Annotated in this window: 16 protein-coding genes and 1 pseudogene; 9 read left to right on the top strand and 8 right to left on the bottom strand. The window is 68.3% G+C overall.

The window, feature by feature from the left end; all coding sequences use genetic code 11:
• The first annotated feature begins 264 nt into the window (after positions 1-264).
• From proS to AC0IY0_RS07820, 3 genes are all read left to right on the top strand, one after another.
• Positions 265-1,590, top strand: coding sequence for a proline--tRNA ligase (gene proS, locus AC0IY0_RS07830; protein WP_147909304.1), 1,326 nt, complete (start codon positions 265-267; stop codon positions 1,588-1,590).
• 129 nt (positions 1,591-1,719) lie between these two features.
• Positions 1,720-3,018 (top strand): lipoprotein-releasing ABC transporter permease subunit, encoded by a 1,299-nt coding sequence (locus AC0IY0_RS07825; RefSeq protein ID WP_147909305.1) that lies wholly within the window; start codon positions 1,720-1,722, stop codon positions 3,016-3,018.
• A gap of 13 nt (positions 3,019-3,031) precedes the next feature.
• The gene (locus tag AC0IY0_RS07820; RefSeq protein ID WP_147909306.1) at positions 3,032-3,745 is read left to right on the top strand and encodes an ABC transporter ATP-binding protein; all 714 of its coding nucleotides are present in this window, start codon (positions 3,032-3,034) and stop codon (positions 3,743-3,745) included.
• Between the two features lie 54 nt (positions 3,746-3,799).
• On the opposite strand, the gene AC0IY0_RS07815 is transcribed toward AC0IY0_RS07820, so the two are convergent.
• Entirely contained in the window at positions 3,800-4,456 is a 657-nt protein-coding gene (locus AC0IY0_RS07815; RefSeq protein WP_471763496.1) for a hypothetical protein, read from the bottom strand.
• A 173-nt stretch (positions 4,457-4,629) separates the two neighbouring features.
• On the opposite strand from AC0IY0_RS07815, the gene AC0IY0_RS07810 reads away from it, so the two are divergent.
• Positions 4,630-5,091, top strand: a complete 462-nt coding sequence (locus tag AC0IY0_RS07810) for a hypothetical protein (RefSeq protein ID WP_471763494.1) — start codon at positions 4,630-4,632, stop codon at positions 5,089-5,091.
• A 55-nt stretch (positions 5,092-5,146) separates the two neighbouring features.
• Here AC0IY0_RS07810 and AC0IY0_RS07805 read toward each other — a convergent pair whose 3' ends face one another.
• Positions 5,147-6,448, bottom strand: coding sequence for a glycosyltransferase (locus AC0IY0_RS07805; protein ID WP_461232467.1), 1,302 nt, complete (start codon positions 6,446-6,448; stop codon positions 5,147-5,149).
• A gap of 527 nt (positions 6,449-6,975) precedes the next feature.
• Here AC0IY0_RS07805 and dnaE point away from each other — a divergent pair.
• Positions 6,976-10,476 (top strand): DNA polymerase III subunit alpha, encoded by a 3,501-nt coding sequence (dnaE, locus tag AC0IY0_RS07800; RefSeq protein WP_419829681.1) that lies wholly within the window; start codon positions 6,976-6,978, stop codon positions 10,474-10,476.
• On the opposite strand, the pseudogene AC0IY0_RS07795 reads toward dnaE, so the two are convergent.
• Positions 10,473-10,616 (bottom strand): annotated as a pseudogene (locus tag AC0IY0_RS07795) (L,D-transpeptidase); the annotation flags it as partial. The gene dnaE and the pseudogene AC0IY0_RS07795 sit on opposite strands and share 4 nt — an antisense overlap.
• Before the next feature lie 351 nt (positions 10,617-10,967).
• Here AC0IY0_RS07795 and AC0IY0_RS07790 point away from each other — a divergent pair.
• The gene (locus AC0IY0_RS07790) at positions 10,968-11,882 is read left to right on the top strand and encodes a manganese catalase family protein (RefSeq protein WP_147853587.1); all 915 of its coding nucleotides are present in this window, start codon (positions 10,968-10,970) and stop codon (positions 11,880-11,882) included.
• A gap of 349 nt (positions 11,883-12,231) precedes the next feature.
• On the opposite strand, the gene AC0IY0_RS07785 is transcribed toward AC0IY0_RS07790, so the two are convergent.
• Positions 12,232-12,849, bottom strand: a complete 618-nt coding sequence (locus tag AC0IY0_RS07785; RefSeq protein ID WP_147940499.1) for a hypothetical protein — start codon at positions 12,847-12,849, stop codon at positions 12,232-12,234.
• A 275-nt stretch (positions 12,850-13,124) separates the two neighbouring features.
• Here AC0IY0_RS07785 and AC0IY0_RS07780 point away from each other — a divergent pair, with 275 nt between their 5' ends.
• Positions 13,125-13,268, top strand: coding sequence for a hypothetical protein (locus tag AC0IY0_RS07780; RefSeq protein WP_162886512.1), 144 nt, complete (start codon positions 13,125-13,127; stop codon positions 13,266-13,268).
• Positions 13,269-13,271: 3 nt separating this feature from the next.
• Here the strand turns inward: AC0IY0_RS07780 and AC0IY0_RS07775 are convergent, their stop codons facing one another.
• On the bottom strand, positions 13,272-13,967 hold the full coding sequence (locus AC0IY0_RS07775; protein ID WP_471763492.1) for a gamma-glutamylcyclotransferase: 696 nt from the start codon (positions 13,965-13,967) through the stop codon (positions 13,272-13,274).
• Positions 13,968-13,986: 19 nt separating this feature from the next.
• The gene (locus AC0IY0_RS07770) at positions 13,987-14,388 is read right to left on the bottom strand and encodes a hypothetical protein (RefSeq protein WP_147940492.1); all 402 of its coding nucleotides are present in this window, start codon (positions 14,386-14,388) and stop codon (positions 13,987-13,989) included.
• Positions 14,389-14,533: 145 nt separating this feature from the next.
• Here AC0IY0_RS07770 and recO point away from each other — a divergent pair, with 145 nt between their 5' ends.
• Positions 14,534-15,253 (top strand): DNA repair protein RecO, encoded by a 720-nt coding sequence (gene recO / locus AC0IY0_RS07765; RefSeq protein ID WP_419829684.1) that lies wholly within the window; start codon positions 14,534-14,536, stop codon positions 15,251-15,253.
• A 160-nt stretch (positions 15,254-15,413) separates the two neighbouring features.
• Positions 15,414-17,660 carry a DNA topoisomerase IV subunit A gene (parC, locus tag AC0IY0_RS07760; protein ID WP_147909311.1) on the top strand — a complete coding sequence of 749 codons (2,247 nt, stop codon included), beginning with the start codon at positions 15,414-15,416 and terminating at the stop codon, positions 17,658-17,660.
• A 9-nt stretch (positions 17,661-17,669) separates the two neighbouring features.
• Here parC and AC0IY0_RS07755 read toward each other — a convergent pair whose 3' ends face one another.
• Together AC0IY0_RS07755 and gltA are read right to left on the bottom strand one after the other, a co-directional pair.
• Entirely contained in the window at positions 17,670-18,743 is a 1,074-nt protein-coding gene (locus AC0IY0_RS07755) for a DNA-3-methyladenine glycosylase family protein (protein WP_471763490.1), read from the bottom strand.
• On the bottom strand, positions 18,638-19,927 hold the full coding sequence (gene gltA / locus AC0IY0_RS07750) for a citrate synthase (protein ID WP_147909312.1): 1,290 nt from the start codon (positions 19,925-19,927) through the stop codon (positions 18,638-18,640). The genes AC0IY0_RS07755 and gltA overlap by 106 nt, the downstream gene beginning before the upstream one ends.
• Positions 19,928-20,042 lie beyond the last annotated feature (115 nt).

The raw sequence follows: 20,042 nt of genomic DNA, 5'->3' as shown, positions 1-20,042 counted from the left end.
CACGCGCCGCTTATAGGAACAACAATTCGTGTTGTCACCGGGTGTGCGAGAAAAATCTGCGCTTTCTTGCCGGCAAATGGGCAGTTCGATTCCTATTGCGGCACCGCGCCCGGTCGGCCTGCCCTCCGGCGGCGCGGCCGGATTACGCGCTCTGTCGGCCGACGGTGCTTGTAATTTGCGTCCCCGGCGTGTTGTGTGCTCGGGCGCCTCGGTGCCTCCCGGCCGGATCCAGGCCGAACTCCCCGAAGACAAGCCTCCGAAAACATGCGTCTGTCTCGCTACTTCATGCCGACCTTGCGCGAGACGCCCAAGGAAGCCGAGATCGTCTCCCACCGTCTGATGCTGCGCGCCGGTTTGGTGCGCCAGGAATCGGCCGGCATCTACGCGTGGCTGCCGCTCGGCCTGCGGGTGCTGGAGCGCGTCTGCGCGGTGATCCGCCGGGAACAGGATCGCTCCGGCGCCATCGAGATCCTGATGCCGACCGTGCAATCGGCCGAGCTGTGGCGGGAATCCGGGCGCTACGACGCCTACGGCAAGGAGATGCTGCGCCTGAAGGACCGGCACGACCGCGAGATGCTCTACGGCCCGACCGCCGAGGAGATGGTCACGGAGATCTTCCGGGCCAGCGTGCGCTCCTACAAGGACCTGCCCAAGAACCTCTACCAGATCTCGTGGAAGTTCCGCGACGAGGTGCGGCCGCGCTTCGGCACGATGCGCTCCCGCGAGTTCCTGATGAAGGACGCCTACTCGTTCGACTTCGACCAGGCCGGGGCGCGCCACGCCTACAATCGCATGTTCGTGGCCTACCTGCGCACCTTCGCGGGGCTCGGCCTCCGGGCGATCCCGATGCGCGCCGATACCGGCCCGATCGGCGGCGACCTGTCCCACGAGTTCATCATCCTGGCCAAGACCGGCGAGAGCGAGGTGTTCTGCGACCGGGCCTACCTCGATTTCGAGACCCCGCCCGAGACCGTGGACTTCGACGACGTCGCGAGCCTGCAGGGCATCGTCGACGCCTGGACCTCCCATTACGCCGCCACGGACGAGATCCACGAGCCGGAGGCCTTCGCGGAGGTGCCGGAGGCCGACCGCCTCGCCGCCCGGGGCATCGAGGTCGGGCACATCTTCTATTTCGGCACCAAGTATTCCGAGCCGATGGGTGCCAAGGTCACCGGGCCCGACGGGATCGAGCGGCCGGTCCACATGGGCTCCTACGGCATCGGGCCGAGCCGGCTGGTGGCTGCGATCATCGAGGCCAGCCACGACGAGGCCGGCATCATCTGGCCGGACTCGGTCGCCCCCTTCGATGTGGCCCTGATCAACCTCAAGGTCGGCGATTCCGGCACCGACGCCGCCTGCGCGCAGATCCAGGCGGACCTCGAGGCGGCCGGCCTGTCGGTGCTGTACGACGACCGCGACGAGCGGCCGGGCGCGAAATTCGCCACCGCGGACCTGATCGGCCTGCCCTGGCAGGTGATCGTCGGGCCGAAGGGCCTGGCCGAGGGCAAGGTCGAGCTGAAGCGGCGCGCCGGCGGCGAGCGAGAGAGCCTCGCGACCGTCGACCTTCTGGCCCGCATCCGCCGCGTCTGAGCCGGCAAAGGGCGCCAGCGCGGCGGCCGGCCAAATTGCCGGCGGCAATTCTGCTTCAATCCGTGTTTAGGCATCATTTTCGCCACTTGAGCGGCGACAACGCAGCCAATGGTGCTTAGGGCTAGGCCGATGACTGGAGCAGCGGCGATCGACCGGGTGAGGGGCTTCGCGGCCTCCTTGCGCGAGGGGACGGCCCCCTTCGCGCCGTTCGAGTGGATCATCGCCGGCCGCTACCTGCGGGCGCGTCGCCGGGGTGGCGGCGTGTCGGTGGTGGCGTTCTTCTCCGTCCTCGGCATCGCGCTGGGCGTCGCCACCCTGATCATCGTGCTCTCGGTGATGAACGGGTTTCGCGCCGAGCTGCTCTCCAAGATCGTCGGCATCAACGGTCACCTGTTCGCCACGCCGATCGACCGCCCGTTCAACGACTGGGTCGACCTGTCGGAGCGCCTGTCGAAGGTGGCGGGCGTGCGCGCCGCAGTGCCGCTCGTGGAAGGCCAGGCCTTCGCCTCGTCGCAGTTCGGCGGCTCCGGCGTGATCGTGCGCGGCGTGCGCGCCGCCGACCTCGACGCGCTGGCCGCGGTCTCCAGCGCGATCCGCGGCGGCACGCTGGAGGGGTTCGATGACGGCACCGGCGTCCTGATCGGCCGGCGGCTCGCGGATTCCCTGGGGCTTCAAGCAGGGGACAACATCACGCTGGTCACGCCCAAGGGGTCGTCCACGCCCTTCGGTACGGCGCCCAGGACCAAGAGCTACGCGGTCAAGGCGGTGTTCGAGGTCGGCATGACCGAGTTCGATCAGACCTTCGTGTTCATGCCGCTGACCGAGGCGCAGGCGTTCTTCAACCGGGAGAGCGACGTCAGCATGATCGAGATCTACGTCGACAACCCCGATCAGGTCGGCGACATGCGCGAGCCCCTCGAGATGGCGGCCGAGCGCCCGATCCTGCTGACCGACTGGCGCCAGCGCAACCGCACCTTCTTCGGGGCGCTCGAGGTGGAGCGCAACGTGATGTTCCTGATCCTCAGCCTGATCGTGGTGGTGGCCACGCTCAACATCGTCTCGGGCCTGATCCTGCTGGTGCGCGACAAGTCGAGCGATATCGCGATCCTGCGCACCATGGGGGCGACCCCCGGCACGATCATGCGGGTGTTCCTGATCAACGGCGCACTGATCGGCCTGGTCGGGACCCTGAGCGGTCTCGGGCTCGGGGTCCTGATCACCCTGAACATCAAGCCGATCCAGCACGTGCTGTTTCCCGGGGCCTGGGACCCGACCGTGCGCTTCCTCGCCGAGATCCCGGCTCAGATGAACCCGCGGGAGATCACCGCCGTGGTGATCACCTCGCTGCTGCTGTCGCTCGCAGCGACGCTCTATCCCTCCTGGCGTGCCGCCCGGCTCGATCCGGTGCAGGCTCTGCGCTACGGCTGACGGTCCGCACCCCATGAGTGACGCAAGCGAGCCCGCCGGCAGCCCGCCGGTGCCGGCCCTGTTCTTCGCCCGCGTCGAGCGGCGCTACCGGCAGGCCGAAGGAGCCCTGGACATCCTGCGCGGGGCCGATCTCGCGATCTGGCCCGGGGAGCTGGTTGCCCTCGTCGCGCCCTCCGGGGCCGGCAAGTCGACGCTCCTGCACCTCGCCGGCCTGCTGGAGCGGCCGGACGGTGGCGAGGTCTATATCGGCGGCCGGCCCACCGCCGCGATGCCGGATACCGAGCGCACCCGCCTGCGCCGGGAGGAGATGGGCTTCGTCTACCAGTTCCACCATCTGCTACCGGAGTTCTCGGCCCTCGAGAACGTGGTGATGCCGCAGCTCATCCGCGGCCTCGGCCGTGGCGAGGCGAAGACCCGCGCCACCGAGCTGCTGAGCTTCCTCGGCCTCAAGGACCGCCTGCCGCATCGACCGGCCGAGCTGTCGGGGGGCGAGCAGCAGCGCGTCGCCATCGCCCGCGCGGTGGCCAACGGCCCGCGGCTGCTCCTGGCGGACGAGCCCACGGGGAATCTCGACCCCGGTACCGCCGGCCACGTGTTCTCGGTGCTGATGTCGCTGGTGCGGGCCTCGGGCCTCGCGGCCCTGGTTGCGACCCACAACCTGGACCTCGCCGCCCGCATGGACCGCCGGGTGACGATCCGCGACGGGCTGATCACACCGCTCGATTGACGGCGCGGCGCGCGGAATCCCGGCCCTTCGTCATCCTGAGGGACTTTGGATCCTTCATCGACAGGTGAGCCGGTAGCGCCGGGTGACGAGTTTCCCCGCCGCGTCGAGGGACAGGGTCGACGCCGTCCGGCTCTTGCGGGCCGAGCCGCCGTCGCAGCTGTCGGTGAAGACATCCCGGATGACCTGGGCCGGCGTCGCCAGCCCGCTGCCCGGATCGAGCTTGACCGCGGTGAGCGCCGTGACGCTCTCGCCCATGTTGTAGAACCCGGATTCGAGCAGCACGTCGCTGCGTCCGTCGCGATCGGCATCGACTGCGGCGGCGACGCGCTGATACTGGACGTCCTTGGGCAGGCGGAAGAAGTGCGCCTTCGCGCCGTCGCCGAGAACGACGAGGACGGGTGCCACCGCATTCGGAAACGGCTCGCTCGCCACGGGCGCCGTTCGCTGAACGAGATAGGCGCGCTCGCGTCTGCCGGGCCGCGTGAACGCACCTGCGGCCACCCCCAGCACCACGGAGTCGGGCCCCAGTTCCGTGCGCAGCGCTTGCGGAGCCTCTTCGGCCATGACCCGCGCGAGACGGGCCCGCTCGTCCGGCGCGACCGAAGGCTTGGCATCCCGGAAGCCGCGGTCCCGGTAATCCACGATGATATCCGTGGCCTGGGCGCTCTGCATCCATCCCAGCAGCATGACACTCGACAGCAGGCGGATCACCGCAACCTCCGGATCAGGATCATCGGATCAACGCTATGTTGCTCCGGTCCGTCGTTCAAATCATGGCCTTCAGCCGCCGGAGCGAGCTTCGCCCGGATCGGTCTTGTCGACCGGCTCGTACGGTCGCGCTAAACATTGAGGAGAAGCAGATCGGACGAGAGCCCGGAGGGCCGGTGGCGGATCAATCGCGGACCAACCTCCGTCACGATCCGGTCTCTTCGGGGATCGCGCGGGTCCGCCGGCAGCTTCGGCGCCTGGAGGCCCTCGCCGCACAGCATCGGTTGCGCAAGCGGATCGTCCGGGCCCTGCGCGGCGGAGCAGGCGGCGGCACCACCCTGCTCGTCCTGATGAAAGCCAAGATCGTCGGCTCACTGGCCGGTAAACTTGCGATCGCCGCGTTGGTCGGGCTCGGCCTCGCCTGGCCCCTCGTGGCGCTGGCGATCCTCGCGATCGTGGTGATGGTGGCATCGATCCTCAGCTGCGAGTCGACGGACCTCGACGGCTGCGATTGCATTCGGTCGAACCCGCGACGCGCACGGCTCAAGGCGCTGATCAAGCAGCGGCGCACATGGCTCGCAGCACCGTCGGGCCCAGCACCGCGGATCCGTGATTTCCGGATGTCGCGAAGCCCCTGAAGGCCGGCAAAGCCATCGACTCAGCGGAGCTATGCCTTCCAGTCGCCCCGAGCCCTCATCGGCGGCCGGCCTCTGCGACCTTCAGGCCGGGTCCGCGCTCGACCGTAAGAAACGCCAGCTCTTCGACGCGGTCGCAAGCGGCGATGATCGCGTCGGGGCTCTCGGCCAAGTGCGCCTTGGCCTGGGCGCAAGCGCGCGTCACCGCCGGGTCGGCCAGCAACCGCCCCAGGACCCGGGCGGCCCGGGCCGGACGGAAGGCGTGGCGGCTCAAGGTGGTGCCCAGCGTCCGGTCCTTCAGGCGCCGCCCCTCGTCGAAATGATCGAACGCCACCGGGACGACGAGCTGCGGGATGCCCGCCGCCAGGGCCTGCGCCACCGTGCCGACGCCACCGTGGTGGACCAGGGCGGCGCTGCGCGGCAGCAACGCGCTCAACGGCGCGTAGGGCAGGTGGATGATCCCGGGCGGCAGCGGCATCGGGATCTGGCCGTCCTGGGGAGCGAGCAGGACGCCGCGACGGCCCATCCGCCGGCACACCTCCAGAGCGGTCTCGAAGAACGCGGCGCCCTGGCGCATCGCCGAGCCGTAGGTGAACACGATCGGCGCGTCGCCTTCGGCCAGGAAGGTCTCGAGTTCCGTCGGCATCGCCGGCACGTCGCCGAACCGATCGACGAGCGGGAAGCCGAGTTGCACCGCCTGGGACGGCCAGTCCGCCTGTCGCGCGGCGTACCAATCCGGGAACATCAGCAGCATGCGGGTCGGGCTGTTCCACCAATGCCGCAGCCGGGTCACCGGATCGAGGCCGAGGCGTTGACGCAGCGCGTTCAGGGGCGGCAGCGTGAACGGGCCGACCGCCACCGTGTCGGCGCCCTGGTTGAGCCAGGCCCGCAACGCCGCCGGGAGGATCCGGGGCAACGGCAGTCCCGGCAGCCGGGGCGGATCGGACCGGCTTTCGATCAGGAACGGCATCACGTGCAGAGTCGCGGCCCGCATGTCGTAGAGTTCCTGGGCGAGCCGCGCGCCCCAGGCCAGGGGCGATGCGACCACGATCTGATCGACCCCGCGCGCCCGGGTGGCTCCGAGCCAGAGGCAGGTGGTCTCGGCCACCCGCAGGGCGAAGTCGAACATCGGACGGAAGCCCCAGCGCGGATGCCAGAGTTCGGGCTGGCCGATCACGGCCTCGTAATCGGCGGTCGTGCCGAGGGGCTGGAAGTACAGACCCGCGCGCCGCGCCATCGCCTCGAACGGCGCCGGTGCGGCCAAGGTGACGCCATGCCCGCGGGCCAGGAGCATGTGGCCCAGCGCGATGAACGGCAGCACGTCGCCGTGCGTCCCGACGGCCACCAGCGCGACCTGGATCCGTCCCCCAATGTGTTGCGCGGGAATAGCCTGCTCCCTTGACCCCCCCGGTCAAATAACGAACGCCCCGATAAAGGCGGACATGGCAGCCCGCCCGATCTCCATCAAGCCACTATTTGTTTACTATGATGTAAAGCCGCAGGCACTGCACCGCTCACGCCCCTATCGCCAGAACGAAACATGAACATAATGGAGACGGAACACGGGAGGCGCGACGATGCTGAAGCGGTTGGTCCTGACCGGGATGGTCGAGTTCATGGCCTTCGGGATGCTGTTTGCGGCGGTCGGCGCCTGGGCAATAGCTCTGGCACCGGTTCGTTAGCCGGGTCCTCCCTTTCGGGGCCGAGTTCCGGCCATGCGCGGCTTATGCACAGGCGATCGAGCCGGCCACGCCGATTATCCACAGAGGGCGCCCGAACTGGTGCGCCGGGAGCACGACCGGTGGATATCGTCAGGTTCGGCTCAGGCATACGTCGACTTGGCAAGGCCGAGCGGGGATGTTGGGCGACCCCGGATCAAGGTCGGCCATGCCACGCCAGCTCAAGGAGGTCGGATTCGTCCACCTCCACGTCCATTCGTCCTATTCCCTCCTCGAAGGGGCGCTGAAGGTCGGCTCTCTGGTCAAGGCCGCGGTCGCCGACCGGCAGCCGGCCCTGGCGCTTACCGACACCAACAATCTGTTCGGTGCGCTGGAATTCTCCGAGAAGGCGGCCGGAGAGGGTGTCCAGCCGATCGCCGGGGTGCAGCTCTCGGTGGCGTTCGAGGCGGCCGACCCGCACCAGCGCACGGCTCCGACGAGCCACGGCGTCGTGCTGCTCGCCCAGGACGAGACCGGCTACGCCAATCTTCTGCGTCTGGCGAGCCGCGCCTATTTCGACACTGCGCTCGGCGAGGCGCCCCGAGTCGAAGCCTCCGCCCTGGCCGAGGCAGGGGCCGGCTTGATCGCGCTCACCGGCGGTCTGTCGGGGCCCCTCGACGCGGCGTTTCGGGCCGGGCGACCCGAGCTGGCGCTGAGCCGCCTCGGGCAGCTGAAAGCGGCCTTCGGCGAGGACCGGCTCTACGTCGAGATCCAGCGCCACGGCTCGCCCGAGGAGGGTCGGATCGAGACGGCGCTGCTCGACATCGCCGGCCGGCACGGTCTTGGAATTGTCGCGACCAACGAACCGTTCTTCGCCAAGTCCGACGATTACGACGCCCATGACGCGCTGCTCGCCATCGCGGACGGACGGCTCGTCTCGGACGAGCGCCGGCGCCGGGTGACGCCACGTCACGCCTTCAAGACCCGCGCCGAGATGGCCGAACTGTTCAGCGACCTGCCGGATGCGCTTCAGGCCACCGTCGAGATCGCCATGCGCTGCGCCGTGCGGGCGCGGACCCGCAAGCCGATCCTGCCGAACTTTTCGAAGGTCGTGGCCGAGGCGATCGCCGAGGATCACGCCGGTGAACCTGGCGTCGCGTCAGTCGCGAACGAGCCGACCGAGCTGCGCCGGCAGGCCGAGGCCGGGCTGGAGCTGCGGCTGAAGCAGCACGGCACTGCGCCGGGTTTCTCGGAGGACGATTACCGCAAACGCCTCGCCTTCGAGCTCGACGTCATCGTGTCGATGAAGTTCCCGGGCTACTTCCTGATCGTCTCGGACTTCATCAAGTGGGCCAAGGACCACGACATCCCGGTTGGTCCCGGCCGCGGCTCCGGCGCCGGCTCGCTGGTGGCCTGGTCGCTGCTCATCACCGACCTCGATCCGCTGCGCTTCGGCCTGCTGTTCGAGCGCTTCCTCAACCCCGAGCGCGTCTCGATGCCGGATTTCGACATCGATTTCTGCGTCGAGGGCCGCGAGCGCGTGATCCGCTACGTGCAGCAGCGCTACGGCGAGCGGCAGGTCGGTCAGATCATCACCTTCGGTACGCTGCTCGCCCGCGGCGTGCTGCGCGATGTCGGCCGCGTGCTGGAGATGCCCTACGGGCAAGTCGACAAGCTGACCAAGCTCGTCCCGCAGAATCCAGCCAACCCGGTGACGCTCGCACAGGCGATCGAGGGAGAGCCCAAGCTCCAGCAGGCCATGGAGGAGGAGCCGATCGTCGCCCGGCTCATCGACATCTCCAAGAAGCTCGAGGGCCTGCACCGCCACGCCTCCACCCACGCGGCCGGCGTGGTGATCGGCGATCGGCCCCTCGAGGAGCTGGTGCCGCTCTACCGGGACCCGAAGACCGGAATGCGGGTGACCCAGTTCAACATGAAGTGGGTCGAGCAGGCGGGCTTGGTGAAGTTCGATTTTCTGGGCCTGAAGACGCTTACCATGCTGCGGTGCTGCACCGACCTGCTGAAGCAGCGTGGCATCGAGATCGACCTCGCGAGCCTGCCGCTCGACAACGAAGAGACCTACAAGCCGATGGGCCGTGGCGAGACCGTCGGGGTGTTCCAGGTGGAATCCGCCGGCATGCGCAAGGCGCTCTGCGAGATGCAGGCCGACCGGTTCGAGGACATCATCGCCCTGGTGGCGCTCTACCGGCCGGGCCCGATGGCCAACATCCCGGTCTATTGCGAGCGCAAGCTCGGCCGCGACGCCGGCAACGAGGCGTCCTGGTACCCGGATCCGAAGCTGGAGCCGATGCTGAAGGAGACCTTCGGCATCATCGTCTACCAGGAACAGGTGATGGAGATCGCCAAGGTCCTGGCCGGCTACTCGCTCGGCGAGGCCGACATGCTCCGGCGCGCCATGGGCAAGAAGATCCGCGCCGAGATGGATGCGCAGCGCGATCGGTTCGTGAAAGGCTGCATCGAGCGCGGGCTGATCAAGGCCAAGGCCAACGAGATCTTCGACCTGCTCGCCAAGTTCGCCGATTACGGCTTCAACAAGAGCCACGCGGCGGCCTACGCGCTGCTGACCTACCAGACCGGATACCTGAAGGCGAACTTCCCGGTCGAGTTCCTGGCCGCCGCCATGACGCTGGACATCGACAACACCGACAAGCTCGCCGAATTCCGTCAGGACGCGCAGCGGCTCAAGATCACGGTGGAGCCGCCCTCGATCAACACCTCCGGCGAAGTGTTCGAGGTGCGCGACGGCAAGATCTTCTACGCGCTCGCCGCCATCAAGGGCGTCGGCCGCGAAGCGGTGCGGGCGCTGGTCGAGGCGCGGGGCGACCGGCCGTTCAAGGACCTGGCCTGCCTCGCCCGGCGGCTCAACCCGCGGATGATCAACAAGCGCACCCTGGAGAGCCTGGTCCAGGCCGGCGCCCTCGATTGCATCGAACCGGACCGCGCCCGGGCCTTCGCGGCGGTCGAGCCGATGATGAAGCTGGCTGCCAGCGCCGCAGAGGCCGCCTCCACCGGCGTCACCGACATGTTCGGCGGCGTGGTCGCGGACGACGTGTCGCTGCGCATCCCGCCGCACGAGGTCTGGCCGATGGCCGACACCCTCAAGCGCGAATACACGGCGATCGGCTTCTTCGTCTCAGGCCACCCGCTCGACGAGTACGGCGACCTTCTGGACAAGCTGCGGGTGCAGAGCTGGGCGGATTTCTGCCGCTCGGTCCGGGCCGGGACCAGCAGCGTCGGCCGCGTGGCCGCCTCGGTGCTCGACCGGGCAGAACGGCGGACCAAGACCGGCAACAAGATGGGCATCGTCACCCTGTCGGACCGGACCGCCCATTTCGAGGCGATCATCTTCTCCGAGGGACTCGGCCAGTACCGGGATATCCTTGAACCGGGCCGACCCCTGGTGCTCCAGCTTCAGGCGAACCTGGAGGGCGAGGACGTGCGCGCCCGGATCCTCACCGCGGAACCGCTCGATCACGCGGTCGCCCGGCACCAGAAGGGCATTCGCATTCATCTGAGCGACCCGCGCGGGGTCGCGCCGGTGCAGCAGCGGCTTTCGATGCGCGGGGAGAGCGAGGTCTCCTTGATCCTCAAGCTCGATGGTGGCGGCCGCGAGGTCGAGATCCGGCTTCCGGGCAAGTTCCAGGCCTCGCCCCAGCTCGCCGGCCTGCTTCGCACCGTGCCGGGGGTGGTGCAGGTGGAGGTGAGCTAACTCGCCGCTGAGCCACCTGCCGCCAGCACCACCGCCCGCGTACCGACCGGCACGCGGGCGTACAGGTCGACGATGTCCTGGTTCAGGAACCGCACGCAGCCCGAAGACACCATGGTCCCGATGGTCTGGGGTTCCGTCGTGCTGCGGAAGGGACCGGCGACGCAGCGTGACGCCGTGGTCGAGATGCATCCAGGCTGCCCGACGGTGGTTGCCGGCCCCGAGAAGCACCGAGCCCCGCAGCCTCAGGACCGCGCCGGACGTCGGCGGCATGATCGAGGAACGCAGCTGATCCTGCCGGATTGACCTGTTGCGGATGTCATCGATCGGGGCGTGCGGCGACGCCATTCTGAGAATATTCTTCTCCGGCTATCGTGGTGCCGTAGCTGAAACGTTCCTGCGGGGACGGCAAAAGAAGCTCGGTCGCAGGCAGGAACATGTATGTCCCTCGCCGGTAGGTCCCATGCGCACCTCGCGCAAACGGAGCTGCCCGCATGTTCATGAAGATCGACCGTCTGCTGACGGAGCTACCGGAGCCGAAGAAGCCCGAGCCCAACGCAGCCGCCGCCCTGCAGGAACTGCTCGGTGGCAAGTACGGCGAGATGTCGACCCTCGGGAACTACATGTTCCAGAGCTTCAATTTCCGCAACAAGACCAAACTTCGGCCTTTCTATAGCCTCGTGTCGAGCATCTTCGCTGAAGAGATCGGACACGTCGAACTCGTCTCGACCGGCATCGCCATGCTGAACAATGGTCCAGGCAACCCGAAGAAGGACGTCGACATCTCCAAGGCACCGTTTGCCGAGATGCAGGATGTCCGCCTCGCCGGCAGCTTCCTGGCGAATGGCGGCGGCGCGATGCCGATGAATTCCAACGCCGCGTCCTGGAACATGGACATGGTCACGACGACCGGTAACCTGATCATCGACCTGCTGCACAACTTCCACTTGGAATGCGGTGCCCGCATCCACAAGCTGCGGGTCTACGAGACCATGTCCGAGCCGACCGGCCGGGAAGTCTGTGCCTACCTTCTGGTCCGCGGCTCGCTGCACGCCCATGCCTACGCACTGGCCCTGAAGAAGCTCACCGGCGTCGAGATCGAGAAGATGCTGCCGACCCCGAACATCGATCTGTCGCGGGTCCCTGAGTGTCAGAAGTACCTCGACGAGGGCAAGCACCGGCGCCTCTACACGTTCAGCGAGGCGGATTATCAGGAAGCTGCCGGCGTCTGGTCGAACGACGAGGTGGCGCTGCCGGGCGACCCGCCGGGCAACCTCGAAGTGGTTGATGGCTATCCCGAGGGCGGCAAGATTCCGGAACTCGATGGCAACTACGGGGCCTTCGCGCCGGATTACGCGCCGGAAGAAATCTTCGAGATCGCCAGCAAACTCTACAAGAAGGGGCGCTGAGTCCGCTCCGCTTGGGGCCCTTTGCCGGCGCCAAGCCATCAAGGAGGCCACCCCGGACAGGGTGAAGCGTCTTCGTCTCCTCGGAGCAGGATGTCGAGCCGTCCTGCCTCCCCCTGCCGGACAGGGCGTTCGGCATCGTGGTCTGGGATTGATCGTTCGATCCCAGACCACCCACGTGTGTCTTGCCGCCGGAGCGCCCGACGGGCAGTGCGGGTTCGACGGCAGAGTACACCATCGACGCACGAGACGACGTGCAGCGAGCCACTGCAGCTTGACTCCAGATCCAAGCGCCCGGTGCCTTTGAAGGCACGACGCTTAATTCAGATGTCGCAGTCGGTGCCAAGCGCCGTTACGGCACCGCGAGGCAGCTGTTCAGCGCGGCCTTCAACGCTGCCGCATCACCTTCCGCCACCGAGAAGCTCCCCACCAGGGATTGGTCACCGGCGCGTGGGCTCGTCTGCGTCCAGGTGATTCGGGTCCCGGGCTGGGCAAGCGCCAGGGCGACGCCGCGCAATGGGTCCTCGCCCCGGTGGCCGCCGGTCACCGTCAGGGTGATCTGTTTGTTGGGATCGGTCGAGACAGCCCCCTGCGCTGCCATCCGCACGGAGCGGACGCTCCCCGCGCTCGACACCAGGATGCTGGTGAGCGGTGGTCCTCCTCCGTCGAGGCGGGCCACATCGAACCCATCCGCTAAATCCGTGAAGCGCTGGACCGTCAGGACCGCCGACAGGCCGGCCCCCGCGGGGTCGCAGGCGAGCCGCAGGGTCGCGGGACGCTGACCGGCGCCCAGAGTGGCGTTGCCGGCAAGTTCCACGGCGCCGGCCATCGGCCGCGACCCGTCCGGCAGGAGAGGCGTCCCCCCGGTCAAGACGTCGGACAGCCGGAAGCCGTGGGGCCAGGGGCCCGCGGCCAGCACTGCGACCGCAACCACCAGAATCGCCAGAGCCACACCGATCCTCAGCCGCATCCTGTCCTCGCCCATGGGGATCCTGGGCCGGCGGCATAAAGCATGAGGCGTGAAAGTCGAATCCAGCCTTTTGGAATCCCCATGCGATTTCAAGGAACTAAGGCGTCCTGCCAGGGTCGCGCGGGAACGGGCTACGCGAGACGATCGCGGCCGGCCCGCAACGATTCGTTCACCACGATCCATGGAAATGCCCACAACCACAGCCTGTGAGCCTGTCGGCAACTTCGTAAAAACCGATCGATCCTATGCACCCTCGCTCAACCCTGAGCGTTGCGATGCGCACCAAGATCCTCCTCGCCCTCACCCTCGTCGTCTATCTCACCACCGGGCGGGCGCCGGGTATCCGCGAGCCGCGCAACCCGGATACCGAGCATGCGGGCGGCCGTGTGGTGATCGCGATGAAGCGCGCCTGGTCTTGAGGCTCACTGCCGCGCCGCACGGGCCTTGAGCCGCGCAGCCACGAGGGCCTGAAGGCTCCAGAGGTGGCGGTCGCGGATACCGAGCCGTTCGCAAGCCTCGACGGTCCGGAACAGGTACTCGGCGCTCGGCCCGGCATGCCCGCGGGCGGCCGCGATCTTGTCAGCGATGTCCGGGTCCGAGAGACGGCCCGCGTAGCGCTCGTTGGCTCGGTTGGCCAGGAAGGTCAGCGCCGAGACGGTCCCGGCCTCGGTCGCCACCGGCAGCCAACGGGCGACATAGCCGCGGCCGCGCATCTCCCGCCGCCAGACCGGCATCAGCGCCTCGCGGATCTCCGTCCCCGGCAGACGGAACACGACGCCCTTGCACAGGCCGCCGCGATCCAGCGCCAGGACGAAACCCGGCCGCTCCGGGGTGCCACGGAACCGCCGTTGGAGCAGACAGAAGCGGCGGTGGAAGCCCCGCACGGTCCCGATCCGGCGCTCGGCCACCGGAAATTCCGGCCGCCACATCAGGGACCCGTAGGCGAACACCCAGAGGTCATGCCCCTCCCGCCCGGCCGTGATCGCTTCGAGGCCGGGACGCAGCTCCGCATCGCTGAGCAGCTCGAGTGTGCTCGGATCGTCCGGGACCGGGGTGGCATGGGCGCGCACGATCAGATCGAGGCTGAGGTCCAGGGTGCGCGCGTGTATCGAGGGCATGGCCATCAACGCGGCCGGCTCACCGCGCGTTGCCGAGGGCGTCCAGTTCCGGGAACGGCTGGCTGCGATGGCCGGTGCAGACCTCGTCGTCGTCGATCACGTCCAGCCGGTCGGCGGCGTAGCGCATCACCGCCTTGGGCCGCTCGGGCTTGCCGAAGGTCCGGCCGCTCATCCGGCTCGACACGCAGTAGATCGTCCGCCCGCCATCCTCGATCGGCCCGGCGAGCCGGCTGCCCGCGAAGCGCACCGGCAGCAGCGAGACCGAACCGAAATCGACCTGTTTCAGGGCGAGCGCGGCAAGCCGCTGCTTCAAGGCCGGGGAGGGCGCTTCCGCGGCAACGGGCTTCGCCGCCTTGGGCGCAGCCCGCGCGCCGGTGAGCGTCAGGGCCAGGACAAGAACCAGAACTGCGGCGCGGCGCATGGGCGTGATTCCTTTACGGCCACGCTAAAGCTGCGCCGCCGGCGCGCAAAGGCGGCGTGGCGGCCGAGGAGCGCTTATATGGAGATCTCTTGCGGATCACCGGCGTTCGCCGACCCGCGCCACGCCCACCGGTCACGGGAACTCGATGCAGTGGACCGACGACGCCCTCGTGCTCGGCTTGCGCCGGCACGGAGAGACCGGCGTCATTCTGGAAGCGATGACCGAATACCACGGGCGCCATCTCGGCCTCGTGCATGGCGGACGTTCGCGCCGGATGCAGCCAGTGCTTCAGCCCGGCAACCGGGTCCGGCTGAGCTGGCGGGCGCGGCTCGACGAGGGGCTCGGCGCCTACACTGTGGAGCCGCTGGAATCCCAGGTCTCGCGGATGATCGGGTCGGGCATCGCGCTCTACGGGCTCGGCCACATGGCGGCGCTGCTGCGGCTCCTGCCGGAGCGGGATCCGCATCCGGCTCTCTACGAGGCGGCCGGCGTGCTGGTCGAGCACCTCGACGACCCGGCCGTCGCGCCGCCCCTGATGGTGCGGTTCGAGCTGGAGATCCTGTCTGAGCTCGGATTCGGCCTCGACCTGACTGCCTGCGCAGCGACCGGCGGCAACGACGCGCTGGCCTACGTCTCGCCGAAGAGCGGCCGGGCGGTCAGCGCCTCGGCTGGGGAGCCGTTTCGCGATCGCCTGCTGGCGCTGCCGACCTTCCTGCACGCGGGCGGATCCCCGGGGCCGGACGGTGTTGCCCAAGGGTTTACCTTGACGGGATACTTCCTCGACCGGCACGTCTGGGGTCCGCGCGGCCTCGCCGCGCCGGAAGAGCGCGCACGATTCGTTGCGCTCGGTCGCGAGGCCGAGTAATGTTCGCGTTATGTTCTAGAGACGGCCGAGCCGGGGGCGACTGAGCCCCGGTTGAAACCAACCCCGTCATTCCGGGCTCGCCGACGGCGCCACGGAATGACGAATCGCGCGTTGAGGCGGTGCTGCCGGTCGGCGGCCCTGCCCTGAGACAGGAGCCGTCATGGGCCAGCCCTTCGAGCCGCCGTCCGGCGACGGGATCGAGAGCGTCGAGCTGAAATCCGCGCTGGAAGAGCGCTACCTCGCCTATGCGCTCTCCACGATCATGCACCGGGCGCTGCCGGATGCCCGCGACGGGCTGAAGCCCGTGCACCGGCGCATCCTGTACGGCATGCGGCTGCTTCGCCTCGACCCGAACACCGCGCACAAGAAATGCGCCAAGATCGTCGGCGACGTGATGGGTGACTTCCACCCACACGGCGACCAGGCGATCTACGACGCGCTGGTGCGGCTCTCTCAGGACTTCGCGCAGCGCTATCCGCTGGTCGACGGGCAGGGCAATTTCGGCAATATCGACGGCGACGGCCCGGCCGCCTACCGCTACACGGAGGCCCGGCTCACCGAGGTCGCGCGGCTGCTGCTCGACGGGATCGACGAGGACACGGTTGATTTCCGCCCGTCCTACAACGGCGAGAAAGACGAGCCGGTGGTGCTGCCGGCGGCCTTCCCGAACCTGCTGGCCAACGGCAGCCAGGGCATCGCGGTCGGCATGGCGACCTCGATCCCGCCCCACAACGCCGCCGAGCTGTGCGACGCGGCGCTCTACCTGATCAGCCATCCTGGGGCGACGTCAGCGCAGCTCAACAGCTTCGTCCAGGGGCCGGACTTCCCGACCGGCGGCATCCTGGTCGATTCGGCGGAGTCGATCACCGAGGCCTACCGGACCGGCCGCGGCGCCTTCCGGGTCCGGGCCCGCTGGCACAAGGAGGATCTCGGCCGCGGCACCTGGAACATCATCGTCACCGAGATCCCGTACGGCATCCCGAAGGGCCGGCTGATCGAGAAGATGGCAGAGCTTCTCCAGGAGAAGAAGCTGCCGCTGCTGGCCGACGTACGCGACGAATCGGCCGAGGACGTCCGCGTTGTGCTGGAGCCGCGCTCGCGCACGGTCGATCCCGTGATCCTGATGGAATCGCTGTTCCGGCTGACCGAGCTGGAAGCCCGCATCCCGCTCAACCTCAACGTCCTGGTCGGCGGCCTCGTGCCGAAGGTGATCGGGCTCACCGAATGCCTGCGGGAGTGGGTCGACCATCGCCGCGTGGTGCTCCAGCGCCGCTCGCGCCATCGCCTCGGGCAGATCGACAGGCGCCTGGAGATCCTCGGCGGACTGCTGATCGTCTATCTCGACCTCGACGAGGTGATCCGCATCATCCGCGAGGAGGACGAGCCGAAGCCGGCCCTGATGGCCCGGTTCGAGCTGACCGAGATCCAGGCCAACGCGATCCTCGACACGCGCCTCCGGTCCTTGCGAAAGCTCGAAGAGATGGAGCTGAAGCGCGAACTGGACGCACTCACCGCCGAGAAGGCGGAGATCGATGCGCTGCTCGCCTCCGAGCCAGCGCAATGGAAGGCGATCCAAGCCCAGATCCGCGCCGTGAAAAAAACCTTCGGGCCGGAGACCAAGCTGGGCAAGCGCCGCACCACGCTCGCGAGCCCGCCGGATGTCGGCGGCATCGATTTCACGGCAGCCTTGGTCGAGCGCGAGCCGATCACCGTGATCGTCTCGAACAAGGGCTGGATCCGGGCGCTCAAGGGGCACGTCGCCGACCTGTCAGGGGTGGCGTTCAAGGGTGACGACGGCCTGAAGATCGCCTTCCCGAGCGAGACCACTCAAAAGATCCTGCTGCTCGCCTCGAACGGTAAAGTGTTCACCATCGAGGCGTCGAAGCTGCCGGGCGGGCGCGGCTTCGGCGATCCGGTGCGGCTGATGGTCGATCTCGACGACGGCACCGAGGTGGTGGCCGCGCTGCCCTACAAGCCGGAGACCAAGCTGCTGATCGTGGGCTCGGATGGGCGCGGCTTCGTGGCGCCGTCGGACGCGCTGGTGGCCAACACCCGCAAGGGCAAGGGCGTGCTCGGCCTCGACGGCGACGCGGCGGCCGTGGTGCTCGTCCCCGCCGACGGCGATCACGTCGCGGTGGTCAACACCGAGAAGCTGCTGCTGATCTTCCCGATCTCGGAGGTGGCCGAACTCTCCCGGGGCAAGGGCGTCCGGCTCCAGCGCTGCCGCAGCGGCGGCCTCACCGACGCGCACGTCTTCCGGCTGGCCGACGGTCTGCCCTGGCAGGACGGCTCACCCGAGGGGCGGCTCGCCAACGCGTCGGTTCTCGAGAAATGGCTGGGTCACCGCGGCGAGGTCGGCCTGATGATGGCGCGCAGCTTCCCGAAATTCGAGCGGTTCGGGCGGTGAGGGGCAGCATTACCGCTCGCGCACAAAAGCCTCGTCGGCGGCCCAGAGATGCTGGGCCGCGTAGGCTCTGAACGGGCGCCATGCCTCGGCCCGGGCGAGGAGTGCGGCCGGGCTGGGACGGCCGGTGGCGGTCTCGAGGGCGCGGAGAAGGCCGATGTCGCCCACCGGCAGGGCGTCCGGCAGCTTGAGCGCCCGCATGGCGATGTACTGCGCGGTCCAGGGGCCGATCCCGCGGATCGCCGTGAAGCGCAGCACCGCATCCTCCAGGGTCCCGGCCGGGGCGAACAGGTCCGGGTTCGCGAGCGCGGCGGCCGCCAGCGCCCGGATCGCTGCGCCGCGGGCGCGGGGCATGTTCAGCGCGAGCGCCACGTCGGCCTCGACCAGTTGAAGCGGCGTCGGGAAGACATGGGTCAGGCTGCCCGCCGGCTCTGCCAGCGGCGTCCCGAATGCGGCGACCAGCTTTCCGGCGAGCCGGATCGCGGCCTGAACCGAGACCTGCTGGCCGAGGATCGCCCGGCATCCGGTCTCGAACGGGTCCCACGCGCCGGGCAGCCGCAATCCTGGCCTGGCCGCCACGAGTCCGGCCAGGGTAGGGTCTCGGGACAGGCAGGCCGCGATCGCGGCCGGATCGGCGTCGCAATCGAACAGGCGGCGCAGGCGCTCGGCGAACTCAATCCCGGACGTGACGTCGAGGCCCTGGAGCGTCGCGTCCAGGCCGGCATCGCCGAACGCGACCGCGACGATGCCGGGCCGTCCGCCGATGCAGACCGTGCGAGCGTAACATTGCGCGCCGGGCTCGGCCGCTTCGACCCCAAGGATGGCTCGCTTCGCCAGGAAGGCGCGGATCGACGGCCAATCATAGGGTTGCCGACAAGGGATGCGGAGCGTGACGACCGCCCCGCTGGCCAGGACCGGCCAAAGCGACAGGGGCGGCCCTTCGGCCGCCCCCGGTGTCGCTTCGGGTTCGATGGCTCGGCTCAGCCGCGCTCGTCGACCGGCACGTAGTCGCGCTGCGCCGGGCCGACATAGAGCTGGCGCGGACGGCCGATCTTCTGCATCGGGTCCTCGATCATCTCGGCCCATTGCGCGATCCAGCCGACGGTGCGCGCCACCGCGAACAGCACAGTGAACATGTCGGTCGGGAAACCCATCGCCTTGAGCGTGATGCCCGAATAGAAATCGATGTTCGGGTAGAGCTTCTTCTCGATGAAGTACTCGTCCTTGAGGGCGATCTGCTCCAGTTCCATGGCAACGTGGAGCAGCGGATCCTCCGTCTTGCCGAGTTCCTTGAGGACCTGGTGCGTGGTGCTCTGCATGATCCGGGCGCGCGGATCGTAGTTCTTATAGACCCGGTGGCCGAAGCCCATGAGGCGGAACGGGTCGTTCTTATCCTTGGCCTTCGCGACGTACTTGCCGACGTTCTCGGGCGTGCCAATCTCCATCAGCATCTTCAGCGCCGCCTCGTTGGCGCCGCCATGGGCCGGCCCCCATAGGCACGCGATGCCGGCCGCGATGCAGGCGAACGGGTTCGCGCCGGACGAACCGGCGAGCCGCACGGTCGAGGTCGAGGCGTTCTGCTCGTGGTCGGCGTGCAGGATGAAGATCTTGTCGAGGGCTTTCGCGAAGACCGGATTGACTTCGTAATCCTCGCACGGAACCGCGTAACACATCCGCAGGAAGTTCGAGGTATAGTCCAGATCGTTCTTCGGATACACGAAGGGCTGGCCGATAGAGTACTTGTAGGCCATCGCGGCCAGCGTCGGCATCTTGGCGATCATGCGGATCGACGCGATCAGCCGCTGGCTCTCGTCGGTGATGTCGGTCGAGTCGTGGTAGAAGGCCGAGAGCGCGCCGACGGAGGCGACCATCACGGCCATGGGGTGGGCGTCACGCCGGAAGCCGGTGAAGAACCGGTTCATCTGGTCGTGCACCATGGTGTGGCGCGTGACCCGATAGTCGAAATCGGCCTTCTGGGCGGCGGTCGGCAGCGTACCGAACAGCATCAGGTAGCAGGTCTCGAGGAAGTCGCCCTTCTCGGCGAGTTGCTCGATCGGGTAGCCGCGATAGAGCAGCACGCCCTCATCGCCGTCGATGTAGGTGATCTTCGATTCGCACGAGGCCGTCGAGGTGAAGCCCGGATCGAAGGTGAAGGCGCCGGTCTTGGCGTAGAGCTTGCCGATGTCGATGACGTCCGGGCCGATCGTGCCGGACTTGACCGGCAGTTCGATCTCCTTGCCGTCCACGGTGATGGTGCTGGATGCGCTCATGGAACGTGGACCCTTCTCTGGCGACGTGGCGGATGCCGGCCTCGGGCTGCCCGAGTCGACCCCGGGGCCGGAGCACGCCGCGCGTTATGTTGCGGGTGCTCACAGGCCATGGGTT

Source organism: Methylobacterium sp. AC315 (assembly GCF_979253755.1).
Note: the sequence above shows the minus strand (reverse complement) of the source record. Positions and strands in the feature narration are given on the sequence as shown.